Genomic DNA, 16,431 nt, shown 5'->3' on the forward strand with positions numbered 1-16,431 from the left:
TCTCTCCAACCCATGACAGATATACCCACTCCTCCGGCGCTGAAGCCGATCGATATTGGTCCCGTGACGATCGCAGAGCCTGTGCTGCTCGCGCCAATGACTGGTGTGACCGACATGCCGTTTCGCACCTTGGTGCGCCGCTATGGGTCGGGCCTCAACGTTACAGAGATGATCGCGAGCGAGGCCGCGATTCGCGAGACGCGGCAGTCTGTCCAGAAGGCGGAATGGGACAAGATCGAAGAACCCGTTTCCATGCAGCTGGTCGGCTGCGATCCTTCAAGCATGGCTGAGGCAGCCAAGCTTCAGGAAGGCAACGGCGCTGCAATCATCGACATCAATTTCGGCTGTCCGGTGCGCAAGGTTGTCGGCCAGTTCGCCGGTAGCGCGCTGATGCGAGAAGTGCCGCTTGCGACCAAATTGATGGAGGCCACGGTCAAGGCCGTCGATGTGCCCGTGACCGTCAAAATGCGTATGGGCTGGGACCACCAGAGCCTCAACGCACCCGAAATGGCACGCATCGCCGAGGACCTTGGCGTCAAGATGATCACTGTTCACGGGCGCACCCGTAACCAGATGTACAAGGGCAGTGCGGACTGGTCCTTTATCCGGAAGGTGAAAGAGGCGGTAAACATCCCGGTGATCGTCAACGGCGATATCTGCACCATTCAGGATGCGGCCACCGCGCTTGAGCAGTCTGGCGCAGACGGCTTGATGATCGGACGCGGCGCGTACGGCAAGCCATGGCTTCTCGGTCAGGTTATGCATTGGTGGCGCACGGGCGAAAGGATTCCGACGCCCAGCTTTGACGAGCAATATTCGGTCCTGGTTGAACACTATCACCGCATGCTCGATCATTATGGTCGCAATGTTGGCACCAAGATCGCTCGCAAGCATCTTGGCTGGTATACCAAGGGCATGCACGGCTCGGCTGAATTTAGAAACCGTGCAAACTTTATCGATGATCCCGACGAAGTACTGGGCGAGATCGAACGGTTCTACGAGCCCTTCCTTGGCCGCACTGCCAAAGCTGCCTGACATGTCGGTCAAACCTGAGGCGGGCAGGTCCGATATAGCGAGTTTCGATCCTTCCAGGCCTGATGCTCGTGATCAGCTTTCTGGCCTCTTGTTTGCGCTCGTCCTGATCGATCCGACTTCGGCGATTGCCGAGGTCAATCATGCAGCCGAGAACTTGCTTGGCCGCAGCGCCAAGCGTCTAGTGGGCAAACCATTGCTTGAGGCCATTGGGCCGCTTGATCCAAGGGTCGAAAATCGCCTGACAAACACCGACGAGGCGCTTGTTGCTCGCGATATCCTGATCAATGCGAGCGAGGCCGAAAAGCGCGTCAATTTGACCGTCAGTCCGCTTGGCGGCTTTCAGGGCTGGAGAGTGGTGACATTCTCCGAAATTGGCCACGAAGAGACGGGAAGCGACGACGATCTTGGCTCATCGCTCGGTGCGCCTTCTATTTTGGCCCACGAGATCAAGAACCCTCTCGCGGCTATCCGGGGTGCAGGGCAGCTGGCGGCTCGCAAGCTTCCGCTGAAGGACAAAAAGCTGGCGCGGATGATTACGGATGAGGTCGACCGGATCGCGAGGCTGATTGACCGGATGCAGCAGCTCGGCTCGCGCACGGCAGAGGTGGCAGAGGCCTGCAATCCGCACGAGGCGATCCGTTCGGCGATTGCCACGGTCCGCGCAGCTGGCGGCGCGAAGCCGGTGGAAATCAAGGAAGAGTTCGATCCCTCAATTCCACCGGCATACGCCAATCGCGACGCTTTGGAGCAGGTACTGATCAACCTCATCTCGAATGCGCGAGATGCCGCCTGCTCTGGTGCACGCGGCGAGATCACAGTGAGAACCCGGTTCGTATCCGGCCTTGCCTTCAGCGCGATCCGGTTGGGACGAGCGGTGCGCCTGCCGGTTGAGATCACCGTTTCCGACAACGGGCCCGGCATCGATCCGGCTATGCGCGACCATGTGTTCGAGCCGTTTGTATCGTCAAAACAGTCCGGCCAGGGGCTGGGGCTGGCTCTCGTGCGAAAACTTGTTCGCGACATGAACGGATCGATCTCGCATGAGCGTGACGCGAAGCGCGGCCTTACGCATTTCCGGCTTCATCTGCCCTTGGCCAAGACACCACAGGAATAGGAATCCTCTAAAGCAATGTCAGGTACGCTCCTCCTCGTCGAAGATGACAGCGCAATTGCCACGGTGATTACGGCTGCGCTGGAGGATGAAGGCTTCGAAATCCAGCGGTGCTCTTCCATCCGGGAAAGAGATCAGCAGTTGGCGGCGCGCTCTTTCGACCTAATGCTGACCGATGTGATGCTCACCGACGGGGATGGCCTTGCGAGCCTTTCTTCGGTGCGTGAAGCCGCGCCCGACATGCCTGTCATCGTGCTGTCTGCACAGAACACGCTCGATACCGCCGTGCGTGCAAGTGACAGCGATGCCTTCGAATATTTCCCCAAGCCCTTCGACCTCGATGAACTGGTGCGCGCTGTGCTCCAGGCGGTTGGGACCGGAACAAATGTCGCAACCGCGATACCGGATAGCGAAGGCGACGGCATGCCCCTGGTTGGACGCAGCCCTGCCATGCAAGGCGTCTACCGGATGATCACCCGCGTCCTTCGCAATGATCTGACCGTCCTGGTGACCGGCGAGAGCGGGACCGGCAAGGAGCTGGTCGCAGAAGCAATCCACCAGCTCGGAAGCCGTCGAACCGGACCGTTCGTGGCGGTGAACACCGCAGCCATCCCGCATGACCTCGTTGAAAGCGAGCTTTTCGGTCACGAGAAGGGCGCTTTTACCGGGGCAGTTGCGCAAGCCATCGGCAAGTTTGAGCAGGCCAATGGCGGAACTTTGTTTCTCGATGAGATCGGCGACATGCCGGCTGAAGCACAGACCCGGCTTTTGCGCGCGCTCCAGTCGGGAAGAATTCGCCGGGTCGGCGGTCGCCAGGAGATCGCGGTTGACGTTCGCATCATCGCGGCAACCAATCGTGACCTTGCCCCGATGATCACCGCGGGCAAATTTCGAGAGGACCTTTTTTACAGACTCAATGTGGTGCCAATCGAATTGCCGCCGCTGCGTGAAAGGCGTGAGGACGTCGAAGTGCTTTCGCAGCACTTCCTTTCTCAGGCCGTAGAAGATGGCTTGCCTCGTCGCCAGCTCACCACTTCCGCGATCGAGCGGCTTGAAGCGCGAAACTGGCGCGGGAACGTCCGCGAACTTCGCAACGTGATCTACCGGCTTGCCCTTATGAGCCGCGAGGATGCGATCGACGCATCGAGTTTGAGCGACATTCTGGGTGAGGAGGCTCCGTTCTATCCTGCAGAGAGCGCTGGAAGGGGAGGCATTGCCGCGGCCCTCGACGTCTGGCTTGCTCAGGAGGAGCCTGCGCCGGGCTCTGTATACTCCAGTGCGATTGCGGCATTTGAGAAGCCTCTCATCGAGCATGCTCTGGGTGAAACGGGCGGCAACCAGTTACGCGCGGCCAAACTTCTCGGGATCAATCGAAACACTCTGCGCAAGCGTATCAGCGAGCTAGAGATAGAGTCTGATCGCTTCGCAAGACCGCTTTAACGCAGTTATGCGACCAAAATGTCACTTTGGGCTTGCGCAGATACAACACTAGCGTTGTAACTGCGCAACTATGGAAGGCTCAGTCGCCAATCCTGTTGATGATGGCACCGCGCAAGATCGCGCGGCCACCCGCTTGCAACCGCGGCAATCCCCGCGGTGGTGGCGCCAATTCGTGGTGAGTTCGCGGCGAGCCAATGTCTTCCGCTGGTTAGAAGCATTGGCGGTCATCGCGCTGATCATCGCGATTATTGCCAATTACCTCGCGTATTCGAACCAGCCTTCCGACTCAGGCGGGCTCCCATCGCTGCAAGTATCCTTGCTGTTGGTGGCAGTGTTGGTGCCCGCAATGGCACTGTTGGTCATGATCGGGCGCCGAATGGCGTTGAGCCGAGCTGCAGGCAGCACAGCGCGGCTTCACGTGAGGCTCGTGTTCTTCTTCTCGATGGTCGCAGCTGTCCCTACGCTACTCGTGGCCGGATTTGCAGCGTTCCTGTTTCAAACAGGTGTCACGTTCTGGTTCTCTGACGAATCTCGCGGCCTGTTGGAGAATGCAAACGAGCTTGCTCAAAGCTACTACGATTCCAATCAGAGAGACGTCGAACAACAGACCATCACGATGGCGACAGACATGCGGGAAATCCTCTTGCGTGTGCCTATCCCCGATCCCGATTTCCCCGAGCTCTACTTCTACCAGATGCAGGCGCGTGAAATTTCGGAAAGCGTGATCCTGCAGAGAATGGACGACGATTCGCTGCGCACAGCCGCCGCGCTCAACGTAGTGGAAGGCAATGACCCCAGCGTTTTCAGTGAAGCTGCGCTGCCAACGCTGGACACCGGTGAACTGGTGGTGGTGGAGGGGAGCGCAGAGAGGATCGCTGCGGTCGCACCGATTGATCGTGAGGCAGGCATCTACCTCTACAATGCTCGCACCACTGAAGAGACTATGTTCAATGCCTGGTCGCGCGCGCAGGCCATTTCGACCGCTTATGACACGCTGACCAGCGATGCGCGCACGCTGCAACTTCGCTTCAACATCGCTCTGGTTGCAATGAGTCTTTTGCTGGTAGGCATCGCGGTCTGGTTCGCCCTGCGATTTGCAGATCGCCAGGTTGAGCCGCTCACAGACCTCGTAGGCGCCGCGCGAAAAGTGGGGCAGGGCAACTTCGCTCTTAGAGTTGAAGGCAGAACGGGGGCGGATGAAATTGGCCTGCTCAACCGGGCATTCAACCGAATGACGGCGCAACTCGAAAAACAGACCGATGCCTTGGTGAGTGCAAACCGCCAAATCGATGACCGGCGCGCCTTCATGGAAGCTGTGCTGGAATCAGTCACCGCAGGTGTGATTTCAGTCGACGAGAGCAGCCGCGTTCTGCTGATGAACGAGTCTGCATACAGCCTACTGTCAGAAGACAGTGCCGAGAGCGCGGAAGAGGGGCCGGCTGCGCTCGTTGGGAAATCCCTCGACGAATTGTCCCCTGAAATCTGTCAGATGGTGCGAGAAGGTAAGGAGCGCGCAATTGTCACTCAGCCGCGTGGCACTGACCTTTTGACCCTCGCCGTGAAAGTAGCGCCCGGTTCCAGCGGTCACGTCATCACTTTCGAGGACATCACGCGCCAACTGATTGACCAAAGACAAGCGGCTTGGTCCGACGTCGCTCGCCGTATCGCGCATGAAATCAAAAATCCGCTCACCCCGATCCAGCTCGCGACAGAGCGTCTCAAGCGTCGCTATCGCAAACAGGTCGAGGGTGGCGATGCAGAATTGTTCGACGAATTGACCAGTACGATTGTCAGGCAGGTTGGCGATCTGAGGAAGATGGTCGACGAATTTTCATCCTTCGCCCGTTTGCCCAAGCCTGTTTTTCGATCAGAAGACGCGCTTGATCTCGTGCGGCAGGCGGTCTTCCTGCAAGAGGTCGCTCATTCCGATATCGCGTTCGCTGTTTCTGCCGATGATCTTAGCGAGCGCGAAATCCAGTGTGACCGGCATCAGATGGGCCAAGCCCTGACCAACGTGCTCAAGAACGCTGTCGAAGCGGTCGAAGCGCGCGCCTCCAACGCGGACGAGGCGTTTTCAGGACGCATTGGCGTGACGATGGCCGATCAAGGTGAATGGGTCGCGATCGTGGTCGAAGATAACGGGATCGGCCTTCCGACGGACCGCGATCGTATCGTCGAGCCATATGTAACAACCCGCGAGAAAGGCACAGGTCTCGGCCTCGCAATCGTGAACAAGATTGTTGACGAGCACGGCGGGGACATGAGTTTTGCCAACGGCGAGGATGGCGGGACGCGCGTCACGCTGCGTTTCGCGCGTCACCCCGATCCAGATGCGAGCGAGGCCGTATGATGATCTCGCACACACCCCAGTTTCAATCCCCGATGACTACCCCCGTGAGGAGAAGCGCATGGCGCTCGATATCCTGATTGTCGATGATGAACGCGATATTCGCGACCTTGTTGCCGGCGTACTTGGCGATGAAGGCTATGAATGCCGAACCGCTGCCGATTCCACCAGCGCGCTCGCTGCCATAGACGAGCGCCGGCCCAGTCTCGTCCTGCTTGATGTCTGGTTGCACGGAAGCGAGTTGGACGGGCTCGAAACACTGGACGCGATAAAACAGCGGGAACCTGACGTGCCCGTGATCATCTTCTCGGGCCATGGCAACATCGACACCGCAGTCTCGGCGGTCGGTCGCGGGGCAATGGACTTCATCGAAAAGCCGTTTGAAGCTGAGCGATTGCTCCTCCTGGTCGAGCGTGCAACGGAAACCGAGCGTTTGCGCCGCGAGAACACCAATCTTCGCGACGCAAGCTGGGGCGGCACGGACTTCACAGGCAATTCGAGCGCAATCAATGCTGTCCGCGCAACTCTCAAGCGTGTCGCGAACACCGGTAGCCGGGTGCTCATCACTGGCCCGGCGGGAGCTGGCAAGGAAGTCGCGGCGCGCATGCTCCATGCCTGGAGCAGCCGTTCGGACAATGCCTTTGTGCTCGTCAACTCCGCGCGAATTACGCCCGAGCGCTTTGAGCAAGAGCTCTTTGGCGAGGAATCCGACGGAAAGCAGGTCCGACCCGGTCTCCTCGAATTGGCCGATGGTGGCACGCTCTATCTCGACGAAGTCGCAGATATGCCGCTTTCGACACAGGCCCGTATTCTTCGCGTGTTGACAGAGCAGAGCTTCGTCCGGGTCGGGGGCACGCGTCAGATTGGCGTCGATGTACGGGTGGTTTCTTCAACCACGCGCGATCTGGCAGTCGAAATGGAGGAGAAGCGGTTCCGCGAAGACCTGTTCTATCGATTGAACGTTGTGCCAGTATCTATCCCTTCGCTTGCCGACCGGCGCGATGACATTCCTGCACTCGCCGAGCATTTCTTTACGCGTTATTCGACCGATCAGGGACTGCCTCCGCCCGAAATCAGTGAAGAAGCAATGGCTGCCCTCCAGGCGTATGATTGGCCTGGTAACGTGCGCCAGCTTCGCAACGTCGTCGAGCGAACGATCATCATGACGCCGCGTGAACGCCTCAATGTCGTCGAGACTGATATGCTTCCTGGTGAGATCACCGGCGGGAGGCTCGCTGGGTCGGGCCCGGGTCTATCGACCATGATGGGTGTGCCCTTGCGCGAAGCGCGCGAGAGCTTTGAGCGCGAATATCTTGCAATCCAGATACGCCGCTTTTCGGGGAACATCTCGAAAACCGCCACCTTCATCGGGATGGAACGATCTGCGCTCCATCGCAAACTCAAGCTTCTGGGAATGGCGGACCGGCGCGATGCTGAGCGCAAGGGGTAGGGCTGACCACCCGACCCCAAGAACGGCCAGATTTGCGATGTGATGAAATATCCCATTGCGGCAAGGCATTGCAGTCGCCATTATATGAGTTGAGCTGCAAATCAGTCCGGGGGGGCTGGCGGCGTCATGCGGACTGAATGAACGGCCGCCAACAACAGGAGCATAACATGTCCACCGGGCGAACCCTCTCTCCGCGCCCTTCTGCGAGATCCTCCGAGACAAGCGATAGTCAGTCGCGTTCGACTGCAAGCGGGTCTCGTCAAGGCAACCTGCAAGATGCCTTTCTCAACCTGCTGCGCAAGAACAAGACACCGGTCACAATGTTTCTTGTAAAAGGCGTTAAACTTCAAGGGATTGTCACGTGGTTCGATAATTTCTCGATCCTTTTGCGCCGTGATGGCCAATCGCAATTGGTCTATAAGCACGCCATTTCCACGATTATGCCATCGGGCGCGGTTGATGCTGAACAGTTCAGCAATCGCGGTGCCGGCGGCAAGCAGCGCATGCTGCAGGATGTGTTCCTCAGCCGTGTGAGTGATGCCGGCGTTCAGGTGACGATGTTCCTCGTCAATGGCGTGATGCTTCAGGGACGGATCGCGGCATACGATCTGTTCTGCATGCTGCTGGAGCGGGAAGGGGCCGTGCAACTCGCCTATAAGCACGCGGTTTCAACAATCCAGCCTGCAAGCCCAGTCGACCTCTCCGATGATGCCGGCGAGGAAGATGATTACGGGGACGATTACTGAGTTTCGACGATGACCTGATGGATGAAGTCACCCGCGGTGCGCGGGCCCTTGTCTTGTGCCCGGATATCAGGAGTTTCAGCTACGACCTTGACGCCGCCGAGCGTCTCGCGGAGGCCGAAGGCCTTGCGCTGGCAATTGGCGTCGTGATCGAGCATTCGGAAATCTTCCCCGTCCGTCAGATGCAACCCAACACGCTTTTCGGCTCCGGTCAGGTCGAGAACATCAAGATCTTGTGCGAACAGCACGAATGCGAGCTCGTGATTGTTGATGGTGCATTGACGCCGATCCAGCAGCGCAATCTTGAAGACAAGCTCAAGCGCAAGGTAATTGATCGAACGGGATTGATCCTCGAGATCTTCGGTGAGCGTGCTGCGACGGCTGAAGGGCGGCTCCAGGTTGAGCTGGCACACCTCGACTATCAGCAGAGCCGGCTTGTCCGCAGCTGGACCCACCTTGAACGGCAGCGAGGTGGTTTCGGCTTCCTTGGCGGCCCCGGTGAAACCCAGATCGAAGCAGACCGCCGGATGATCCGCCAGCGTATGGGACGATTGCGCCGAGAGCTTGAGCAGGTGCGCAAGACCCGTACGCTTCACCGTGAAAGGCGGGGAAGGGCGCCTTGGCCGGTCATTGCCCTCGTAGGATACACCAATGCCGGGAAATCGACCCTCTTCAATCGCCTCACCGGTGCGGAGGTCATGGCTGAAGACCTCCTTTTCGCCACGCTGGATCCAACGATGCGGGCTATCAGCTTGCCCGGCGTGGAAAAAGCCATCCTTTCTGACACTGTCGGTTTCATTTCAGATCTTCCCACGCAGTTGGTCGCCGCTTTCCGTGCCACCCTCGAAGAGGTGACTGGCGCGGACATCATTTGTCATGTTCGCGACATGGCGAACCCGGCGCATTCCGCGCAGAAAAAACAGGTCATGGAGGTCCTTTCGGATCTGGGTGTCGTCGACGCGGAGAGCGGAGAGAGCGAAATCCCGATCCTTGAAGTGTGGAATAAGGCGGACCTGCTTTCTGAAGACACCCTCACGGAACTGCGCGAGGCAGCAACAGGACAGGACGCGGTACTGCTTTCAGCGTCGAGCGGCGAAGGCGTTGAAGCTTTCGCAGACAAGATCGCCGATATGCTGACCGCGTCGGCCAAAGAAGTGACGATCACGTTGCCTGCATCGGACGGCCGGCGACTTGCATGGCTGCATGCGCACGGAGACGTCCTCGAGGATTGCGATGCCGGGGAAGGGGAGCACGGTCCAGAACGCCGGTTGACGGTTAGGCTCAACCCTAAGGAACTGGGTCAGTACGCATCCTTATAGCGTTGATTTCTCAGCACGTTTGACCTTCTGCCAATACGATTCCTGCTGTTCGAGAGAAAGCTGGTCGAATGCGTGGCCATCGGCTGCTGAAAGCTCTTCCATCTGCCTGAAACGACGCTCAAACTTGGCGTTTGACGCTTTCAACGCGGCTTCCGCATCAACGCCATATCGCCGAATGATGTTCACTGCGACGAAGAGGACATCTCCGGCTTCAACGAGACGCTCATCCTCGCTCGCTTCCTCCAACTCGCGCAGTTCCTCATCGAGCTTTTCCTGAGGACCTTTGATGTCATGCCACTCGAAACCGACGCGAGCGGCTCGCTTCTGCAGTTTTTCGCTGCGCAGCAATGCAGGAAGTGCATTGGCGACGCCGTCCATGGCGCTCTGCATGCCGATATCTTCGCGTTCAGCAGCTTTGAGGTCCTCCCAGCGGGCTGATGTCATAGCGCCGCCTTCGTTTCCGAAGATGTGAGGATGGCGGGCTTCCATCTTGTCGCTGATCGAACGCGCGACATCCTCGAACGTGAAATGTCCGGATTCTTCCGCCATGCGCGCATGAAAGACAACTTGAAGAAGGAGATCGCCAAGTTCTCCTTTGAGGTCAGGCATGTTCTTGCGTTCGATTGCGTCGGCCACTTCGTACGCTTCTTCGATTGTGTACGGAGCGATGGTTTCGAAGTTCTGGGCAAGGTCCCATTCGCATCCGCGCTCTGGATCGCGCAGGCGCGCCATGATCGAGAGAAGGCGGTCGATTTCGGTCGAATTGGGGGCCTTGGTCATTCAGCAAATGGCCTCAATGTCAGAATGATAATATATATTATGTTAAATATGTGATGGTGGCGTTAGGTGGGCAATCGAGCCCCCAACAGATCGGCTGCGACGAACAACCCCGCAAAAATGGCGAGCCACACCAGTGCAAGCTGAGCAATCTTTGCCCAACCCAGCCTGAAACTCGCGATCGCACTCCCGGCTAGGATCAGCCATCCAAGCAAAGCAACAATTGAGATAATGGAACCTTCGCTCATGCCCTCATCTCCAATCCGTCAAAGCCAACGACTACGCCTTCGGGCACTTCGTCGACCAATGTCCGGTAATCCATACTCTTGTCGAGATGGCTTAGCACAAGCTGTCCGGCACCAGAACGTTCGGCCAATTCGATAGCCATTGCTAGGTGAGCATGAGTTGGATGAGGCTCACGCCGCAAACAATCGCTCACCAGGATGTCGACGCCGTCATAAAGCTCAACCATCTCTGTCGAAATGGAACTGAAGTCTGTCGCGTAAGCAATTGATTTACCGTCAGCTTCGAACCGATATCCGGTCGTCTCACCAGGTCCATGTTCCATCTGGCACCATTCGACCCCGAAGCCGGCCACGATCCTCAGCCTGTCTAGCGTTTCCAGCGAGCAAATGGTCGGATAGCCGTCCTGACCGGCAAAAACATATCCAAACCGCTGGCGCAGACGCCTGACGGTTTCCGTACTGGCATAGGCCGGAATTGGGCCACCGCGCCCATATCGGAGCACTCTGAGATCGTCGATGCCGTGGCAGTGGTCCGCGTGGTCGTGCGTCCAGAACACCGCGTCGATCTTGTTGATGCGGTTTGCGAGAAGTTGAGCACGGCAATCAGAGGACGTGTCGATAAGCAGACGCCTGCCTTCATCGCTTTCCACCAGGATCGATACGCGCGTGCGGCGATTGCGTGGTTCGGTCGGGTCGCAGTCGCCCCAGTCGCCCTCGCCATCTTCGCCGCCGATCCGCGGAACGCCGGTGGACGTGCCTGAGCCGAGCATGATGAACTTCACGCCTGTTGCCTCACAGGTCAGCCTTGCTGAACAGTTTCGTGAAGTTGGCGGTGGTTTGCTGCGCCAATTGCTCAGCTTCTATTCCGCGGAGTTCAGCCACGAAACGCGCTGTGTCGGCGACAAATGCAGGTTCACAAACCCTGCCGCGATTGGGCACAGGCGCCAAGAAAGGGCTGTCCGTTTCAACCAGCAGCCGGTCTTCTGGAACTTCGCGAGCTGTGGCCTGCAAGTCCTTGGCATTCTTGAATGTTACGATTCCTGACAGCGAGATCGTCAGACCCAGGTCGAGGACCTTGCGCCCGAATTCTGATGAAGCGGTGAAACAGTGGATGAGCGCCGGAAAAGCCCCCTTTCCCAGCTCGTCTTCGAGAATTTCAAGCGTGTCGCCTTCTGCATCGCGCGTGTGAATGATGACCGGCAGTCCCGTCTCACGTGCCACGTCGATATGCATTCGAAACAGCTTAGCCTGCGTCACCCGATCCGAGTGCTTGTAGAAGTAATCGAGCCCAGTCTCACCGATCCCGATAACCTTGGCATTCTCGGTCGCTTTAAGCAGCACCTCGCGGCCCAAGTCCTCATGACCGTCTGCCTCGTGAGGATGGATGCCCACGCTGGCATAAACATCTGCCTCGCGGTTCGCAGTGCCGACGACCTGCTCCCACTCGCGCTGTTTGGTCGAGATGTTGAGAAAGGCGCCTACGCCAGCCTCACGAGCGCGAGATAGGACGCCTACCTGATCCTCAACCAGTCCTTTGTACTCAAGATGGCAGTGGCTATCGACGAGCATCACGATTTCTCCTCGGCCGCCTCTGGCAATTCAAGGCGTGGGAAGATCGGGGTGGGTTTGCCCACCAAATGACCGCTTGTCGCCAGCCGGTCGAACCACGAACGGTCATTAAGGTGTTCAAACTGGCGCTCGTTTTCCGACACACCGAGTTGGTCGAGAACTGCAGAGGCCTTTTCAGGCACGATGGGCTGAATTGCGATGGCAAGATCGCGAATGGCGCAAAAAAGCGTCTGGAGCACCGCTTTCATGCGCTCCGGATCGGTTTTCTTGAGCGTCCAGGGTGCCTGCTCGTCGACATACTGATTGCAGGCATACACCGCCTTGATCCAAGCCTCGATCCCGACCGAAAAGGCCAGCTGCTCGAATTCTCTCGGAAGATCGGTAGCACAAGCGGTTTTCACGGCGGCGAGCAAAGCGGTGTCAACCTCTGCACGCTCGAACGGTTCAAGCACCCCATCCATATTCTTTGCAATCATCGAGAGCGTGCGCTGCGCGAGGTTGCCAAAGCTGTTGGCCAGTTCCGCATTTGTGCGCGTCACAATCGCTTCAGGTGAATAGGAACCGTCCTGGCCGAACGCGACTTCGCGCATGAGGAAATAGCGCAGGTTGTCGACACCGAACTGTTCCGCAAGCTCAAGCGGATCCGTGACATTGCCAAGCGACTTCAATTCTTTCTGTCCGCGATTGAGAAGGAAGCCGTGGCCGAACACTTTCTGGGGTACAGGAAGGTTCGCGCTCATCAAGAATGCCGGCCAGTAGATCGTGTGGAAGCGCACGATATCCTTGCCGATCAGATGCAAGCTGGCCGGCCAGAACTTCTCCATCTCGGGCGTTTCGTCTGGGAAACCAAGACCGGTGAGGTAATTTGTCAGCGCATCGACCCAGACATACATCACGTGATTGTCAGAACCCGGCACCTTCACGCCCCAGTCGAAGCTGGTTCGGCTTACCGAAAGATCGCGCAGGCCCTGTTCGACGAAAGCGATCATTTCGTTGCGGCGGCTTGCAGGCTCAAGGAAACCGGGCGTCTTGAGCAGCTCCAGAAGCGGTTTTTCGTATTTCGACAGGCGGAAGAACCAGCTTTCTTCAACGGTCCACTCGACCGGAGTACCTTGCGGGGAGAGCTTCTGCTCGCCCTCACCTTCAACCAGTTCACTCTCGTCATAGTACGCTTCGTCGCGCACCGAGTACCAGCCTTCGTAACGATCGAGGTAAAGATCGCCGGCGGCTTCCATCCGCTCCCAGATCGCTTGGCTCGCGCGGTGATGCTCGGGTTCTACTGTGCGGATGAAGCGATCGAAATCGATGTTCAGCGCTTCATCCATCTCGCGGAAGTAGCCGGACATTTCGTCTGCCAGATCACGCGGGGTGCGGCCTTGCTCTTGCGCTTTTCGCGCCATCTTGAGCCCGTGTTCATCCGTACCGGTCTGGAACCGGACCTCGCGCCCTTTGAGACGTTGGAATCGTGCGATGACGTCAGCAGCGATACCCTCGTATGCGTGACCGATATGCGGACGGCCGTTGGGGTAGTTGATCGCAGTGGTGATGTAGTAGGGTGCGTTTTCAGTATCGGACATGGGCGTGCTCGCTAGCCGGGGCAGCGCGTGTGAGCAAGCTGCCGATTTCGACTGACAGCAATCCCGTGTCAAAATTGTAGGTCGGGGCCTTCGCAGCCAGCTTCACCAGATCGCGATGTGTGTCGACGAGCTTTGCGCGCTGAGCGGGATTATCCGAGCTGCGGGCAAGGTCGGCAACCATTGCCTGTGCGAGCTCAAACACCGCATCCAATCGCACCCGATCTGCCCTACCCCCGATGAGACGTGTCAGTTCGGCGCGCCCCGTCATCTGCGGATCGCCCTTCGTAAGCAAGGTACTGATCGCGTTGGCCAGAGGACCAAGATTCTGCTCGGCGAAGCGCAAAGCTGCACCATACGAACCCTCGGCAGCGCGAATTGCCGCAAGGCGCGCATCGCCCCCGCTAGCTATGCCTGAGGCGTCGAGCATTTCTTCCAGCTGGACATCTTTCAGGATCGGAAAGCGCAAGATGCGACAGCGCGACCGGATGGTTGGGAGGAGCCGTGAAGGGCGATGCGTGACAAGCATGAAGAACGTACCTTGCGGAGGCTCCTCAAGACTTTTGAGCAACGCGTTTGCAGCTGCGACTTCCATGTCATCGGCGGGATCGATGATAACGACACGCCGCGAACCAAGGGTTGGCCGTGTGTTCAGTCGCCGCTGCATGGCGCGGACTTGATCAACGCGGATCGATCGCGCTCGTTCGAAATCCTTTCCATCGGCGGCGACGCGCGCTTCCTTGTCGTTCTTGGGACCGTAGGTAAGCACTATGATGTCAGGGTGGTCGCCGGGTGGTTGCGGAATACCTTCCTCCGCCACGAGTTCGCGCGCTGCAGCCGTGGCGAAATCGTGTTTGCCCAGACCACTCTTCCCCGCGAGAAGCCACCCGTGATGCATCCGTGCGCCGGACATGGCGCCTCGCCATTCACGCCATGGCCCCTCGTGATTAGGCCAATTCGTCATTTGCCATCCTGACCGAGCAAGTCGGCCAATGCATCGAGAACGCGATTGTGGACCTCGTCCGGTGTTCCTGTGCCGTCGACTATGCGAAATCCATTCGGGTCGGCTTCGGCGAGCTTTCGAAAACGCGCAGCAACCGCACGATGATAATCGGGGCTTCGCCCGCCGATAGCATCGCTGGTTCCACCGTCACGCTCGGCAAGCCTTTGAGTGAGACGATCCTCGTCAACTTCGAGCAGGAACGTGAGATCAGGCCTCAGGCCATCGCTCCCGAACGCATGAAGCGCAGTAATCGCCTCGTCGCCAAGCCCCCCCGCCCCGCCCTGATAAGCGCGGCTCGAATCGACAAAACGGTCGGTCACGACCCATACACCCTTTTCGAGCGATGGCCTTATGTGCTGCGCCACGTGGTCGCTGCGTGCTGCGGCAAATAGCAGGGCTTCTGCCTGTGCGCCCCATCCATCGCCCGGAGGGTGCAAGAGCAACTGCCGAATGGCCTCGGCACCTGGAGTGCCGCCCGGTTCCCGCGTTACCTCGACCACTTTCCCGCGCGCACGTAGGGCGTCCGCCAGTTTGAGTGTCTGAGTCGATTTTCCAGTGCCTTCACCGCCTTCAAAGGCGATGAATAGCCCCCTAGTCTCGCCTCTCATGAGAACCACCCCGCAATCCCGTTATAGATCCGGGAGAAGAAACCCGCCTCACCCACGCTCTCGGCGGCAAGGAGCGGAAGATGCGCCGGCTCCATACCCGGAACGTCGACGACCAACGTTGCGACTTGGTCTCCGGAGTCAAACGGAGCACGAAGAGGCCCATCATATTCGACGCGCAGGGAAAGCTCGCTCAATCGGCCTTTGGGCACATTCACGAAGACATTGCGCTCTGTCTGCAGAGCAACGGAACGCGAATTGCCGCCCTGCACTCTCGCGCGAGCAACCACGTCGCCGTTTGCGTAAAGTCGCTCGCGGTCGAAAGCGTCGAAACCCCATTCAATCAGATCGCGTGCAGCTCTGGCTCTGATTGACCCGCGCGAGATGCCAGCGACCACCACGACAAGCCGTTGACCATCGCGCTTTGCAGAGCCGACATAGCCGAGACCGGATTCGTTCGTGTAACCAGTTTTGATGCCATCGGCTCCGGCAACGCGACCAATCATCGGGTCGCGGTTGAATTGCTCGATATCGTTGTAGCGGAAGCCGGGCTTCCCGACATAACGCGCATATTTTTGCGGATGACGACTAATCAACGCCTGCGCCAGCTTCACGAGGTCGCTCGCCGTCGTGAAGGTATGCCCTTCGTCTGGCCAGCCATTGGGCGTTCCGAAGTGGCTATTGACCATCTCCAGGCTGCGAGCCCTCAGGTTCATGCCATCGAGCCAGACCGAGATCGATCCGGCCTGTCCTTCGGCGAGCATCGCTGACCCGTCATTGGCAGAGATATTGGCGATACCTGTCAGCAAGTCATCAACGGCCACGCGGTCGCCAGCGTTGATCCACATGGTCGATCCTTCTCCGCCCCATTCTTCCCAGACTTCGTCACTCATTACGAGCGTCTGGCGCGGATCGAGGTCGCCCTCCTCAATTAACTCGAAAGCGTGGAACAAGGTCATGACCTTGGTGATGGATGCAGGCACAAACCGGCGGTCAGCGTTGCGCGAATAGAGCACCTGCCCGCTGGTAACATCCACCAGAAGCGCGATTGGTAATTCAGTCTGTGCCGGAACGGGAGGAGGACCTTGCGCTCGGCTAGCAGGCGAGGCCGCGGCCAATGCAAGGATGACCAGCGACGCTACCGCGCGTTGGATTTTCATAATGTGGTTTCTAGCAAACACGGTGCTGCCATAATCGTGCCCGCTCACCATTG

The 16,431-nt window shown here is 58.4% G+C and carries 15 protein-coding genes; 7 read left to right on the top strand and 8 right to left on the bottom strand.

The genetic code is table 11. The features are described 5' to 3' along the window. The first annotated feature begins 12 nt into the window (after window positions 1-12). The 7 genes from dusB to hflX all read left to right on the top strand — a co-directional run bounded on the left by dusB (window position 13) and on the right by hflX (window position 9,445). Window positions 13-1,035: a tRNA dihydrouridine synthase DusB gene (gene dusB / locus AC0V6T_RS06225; protein ID WP_486125254.1), complete on the top strand. Its 1,023-nt coding sequence runs from the start codon at window positions 13-15 to the stop codon at window positions 1,033-1,035. Further along, window positions 1,010-2,149, top strand: a complete 1,140-nt coding sequence (locus AC0V6T_RS06230) for a two-component system sensor histidine kinase NtrB (protein ID WP_486125256.1) — start codon at window positions 1,010-1,012, stop codon at window positions 2,147-2,149. The genes dusB and AC0V6T_RS06230 overlap by 26 nt, the downstream gene beginning before the upstream one ends. A gap of 15 nt (window positions 2,150-2,164) precedes the next feature. Next, a complete protein-coding gene (locus tag AC0V6T_RS06235; protein ID WP_486125258.1) occupies window positions 2,165-3,586 on the top strand; it encodes a sigma-54-dependent transcriptional regulator in 1,422 nt (473 codons plus the stop codon). 70 nt (window positions 3,587-3,656) lie between these two features. Beyond that, complete coding sequence (locus AC0V6T_RS06240; protein ID WP_486125260.1) at window positions 3,657-5,936, top strand: sensor histidine kinase; 2,280 nt, start codon at window positions 3,657-3,659, stop codon at window positions 5,934-5,936. 58 nt (window positions 5,937-5,994) lie between these two features. Continuing rightward, window positions 5,995-7,383 carry a nitrogen assimilation response regulator NtrX gene (gene ntrX, locus AC0V6T_RS06245; RefSeq protein WP_486125262.1) on the top strand — a complete coding sequence of 463 codons (1,389 nt, stop codon included), beginning with the start codon at window positions 5,995-5,997 and terminating at the stop codon, window positions 7,381-7,383. Between the two features lie 167 nt (window positions 7,384-7,550). After that, window positions 7,551-8,129, top strand: coding sequence for an RNA chaperone Hfq (gene hfq / locus AC0V6T_RS06250; protein ID WP_486128519.1), 579 nt, complete (start codon window positions 7,551-7,553; stop codon window positions 8,127-8,129). Between the two features lie 17 nt (window positions 8,130-8,146). Next, entirely contained in the window at window positions 8,147-9,445 is a 1,299-nt protein-coding gene (hflX, locus tag AC0V6T_RS06255; RefSeq protein ID WP_486125264.1) for a GTPase HflX, read from the top strand. Here the strand turns inward: hflX and mazG are convergent. From mazG to AC0V6T_RS06295, 8 genes are all read right to left on the bottom strand, one after another. Further along, entirely contained in the window at window positions 9,440-10,225 is a 786-nt protein-coding gene (gene mazG / locus AC0V6T_RS06260) for a nucleoside triphosphate pyrophosphohydrolase (RefSeq protein WP_486125266.1), read from the bottom strand. The genes hflX and mazG overlap by 6 nt on opposite strands. Before the next feature lie 62 nt (window positions 10,226-10,287). Continuing rightward, entirely contained in the window at window positions 10,288-10,470 is a 183-nt protein-coding gene (locus AC0V6T_RS06265; RefSeq protein WP_486125268.1) for a hypothetical protein, read from the bottom strand. Next, window positions 10,467-11,249, bottom strand: a complete 783-nt coding sequence (locus tag AC0V6T_RS06270; RefSeq protein WP_486125270.1) for an MBL fold metallo-hydrolase — start codon at window positions 11,247-11,249, stop codon at window positions 10,467-10,469. Before AC0V6T_RS06270 ends, AC0V6T_RS06265 begins: the two co-directional genes overlap by 4 nt. A gap of 10 nt (window positions 11,250-11,259) precedes the next feature. Then, window positions 11,260-12,036, bottom strand: a complete 777-nt coding sequence (locus AC0V6T_RS06275) for a TatD family hydrolase (RefSeq protein WP_486128521.1) — start codon at window positions 12,034-12,036, stop codon at window positions 11,260-11,262. After that, window positions 12,036-13,613 (bottom strand): methionine--tRNA ligase, encoded by a 1,578-nt coding sequence (gene metG / locus AC0V6T_RS06280; protein WP_486125271.1) that lies wholly within the window; start codon window positions 13,611-13,613, stop codon window positions 12,036-12,038. Before metG ends, AC0V6T_RS06275 begins: the two co-directional genes overlap by 1 nt. Beyond that, entirely contained in the window at window positions 13,600-14,574 is a 975-nt protein-coding gene (locus tag AC0V6T_RS06285; RefSeq protein WP_486125273.1) for a DNA polymerase III subunit delta', read from the bottom strand. Before AC0V6T_RS06285 ends, metG begins: the two co-directional genes overlap by 14 nt. Next, entirely contained in the window at window positions 14,571-15,221 is a 651-nt protein-coding gene (gene tmk, locus AC0V6T_RS06290; protein ID WP_486125275.1) for a dTMP kinase, read from the bottom strand. The genes AC0V6T_RS06285 and tmk overlap by 4 nt, the downstream gene beginning before the upstream one ends. Continuing rightward, window positions 15,218-16,378 (bottom strand): D-alanyl-D-alanine carboxypeptidase family protein, encoded by a 1,161-nt coding sequence (locus AC0V6T_RS06295; protein ID WP_486125277.1) that lies wholly within the window; start codon window positions 16,376-16,378, stop codon window positions 15,218-15,220. Before AC0V6T_RS06295 ends, tmk begins: the two co-directional genes overlap by 4 nt. Window positions 16,379-16,431: the final 53 nt, after the last annotated feature.

Source organism: Erythrobacter sp. S158, assembly GCF_057364915.1.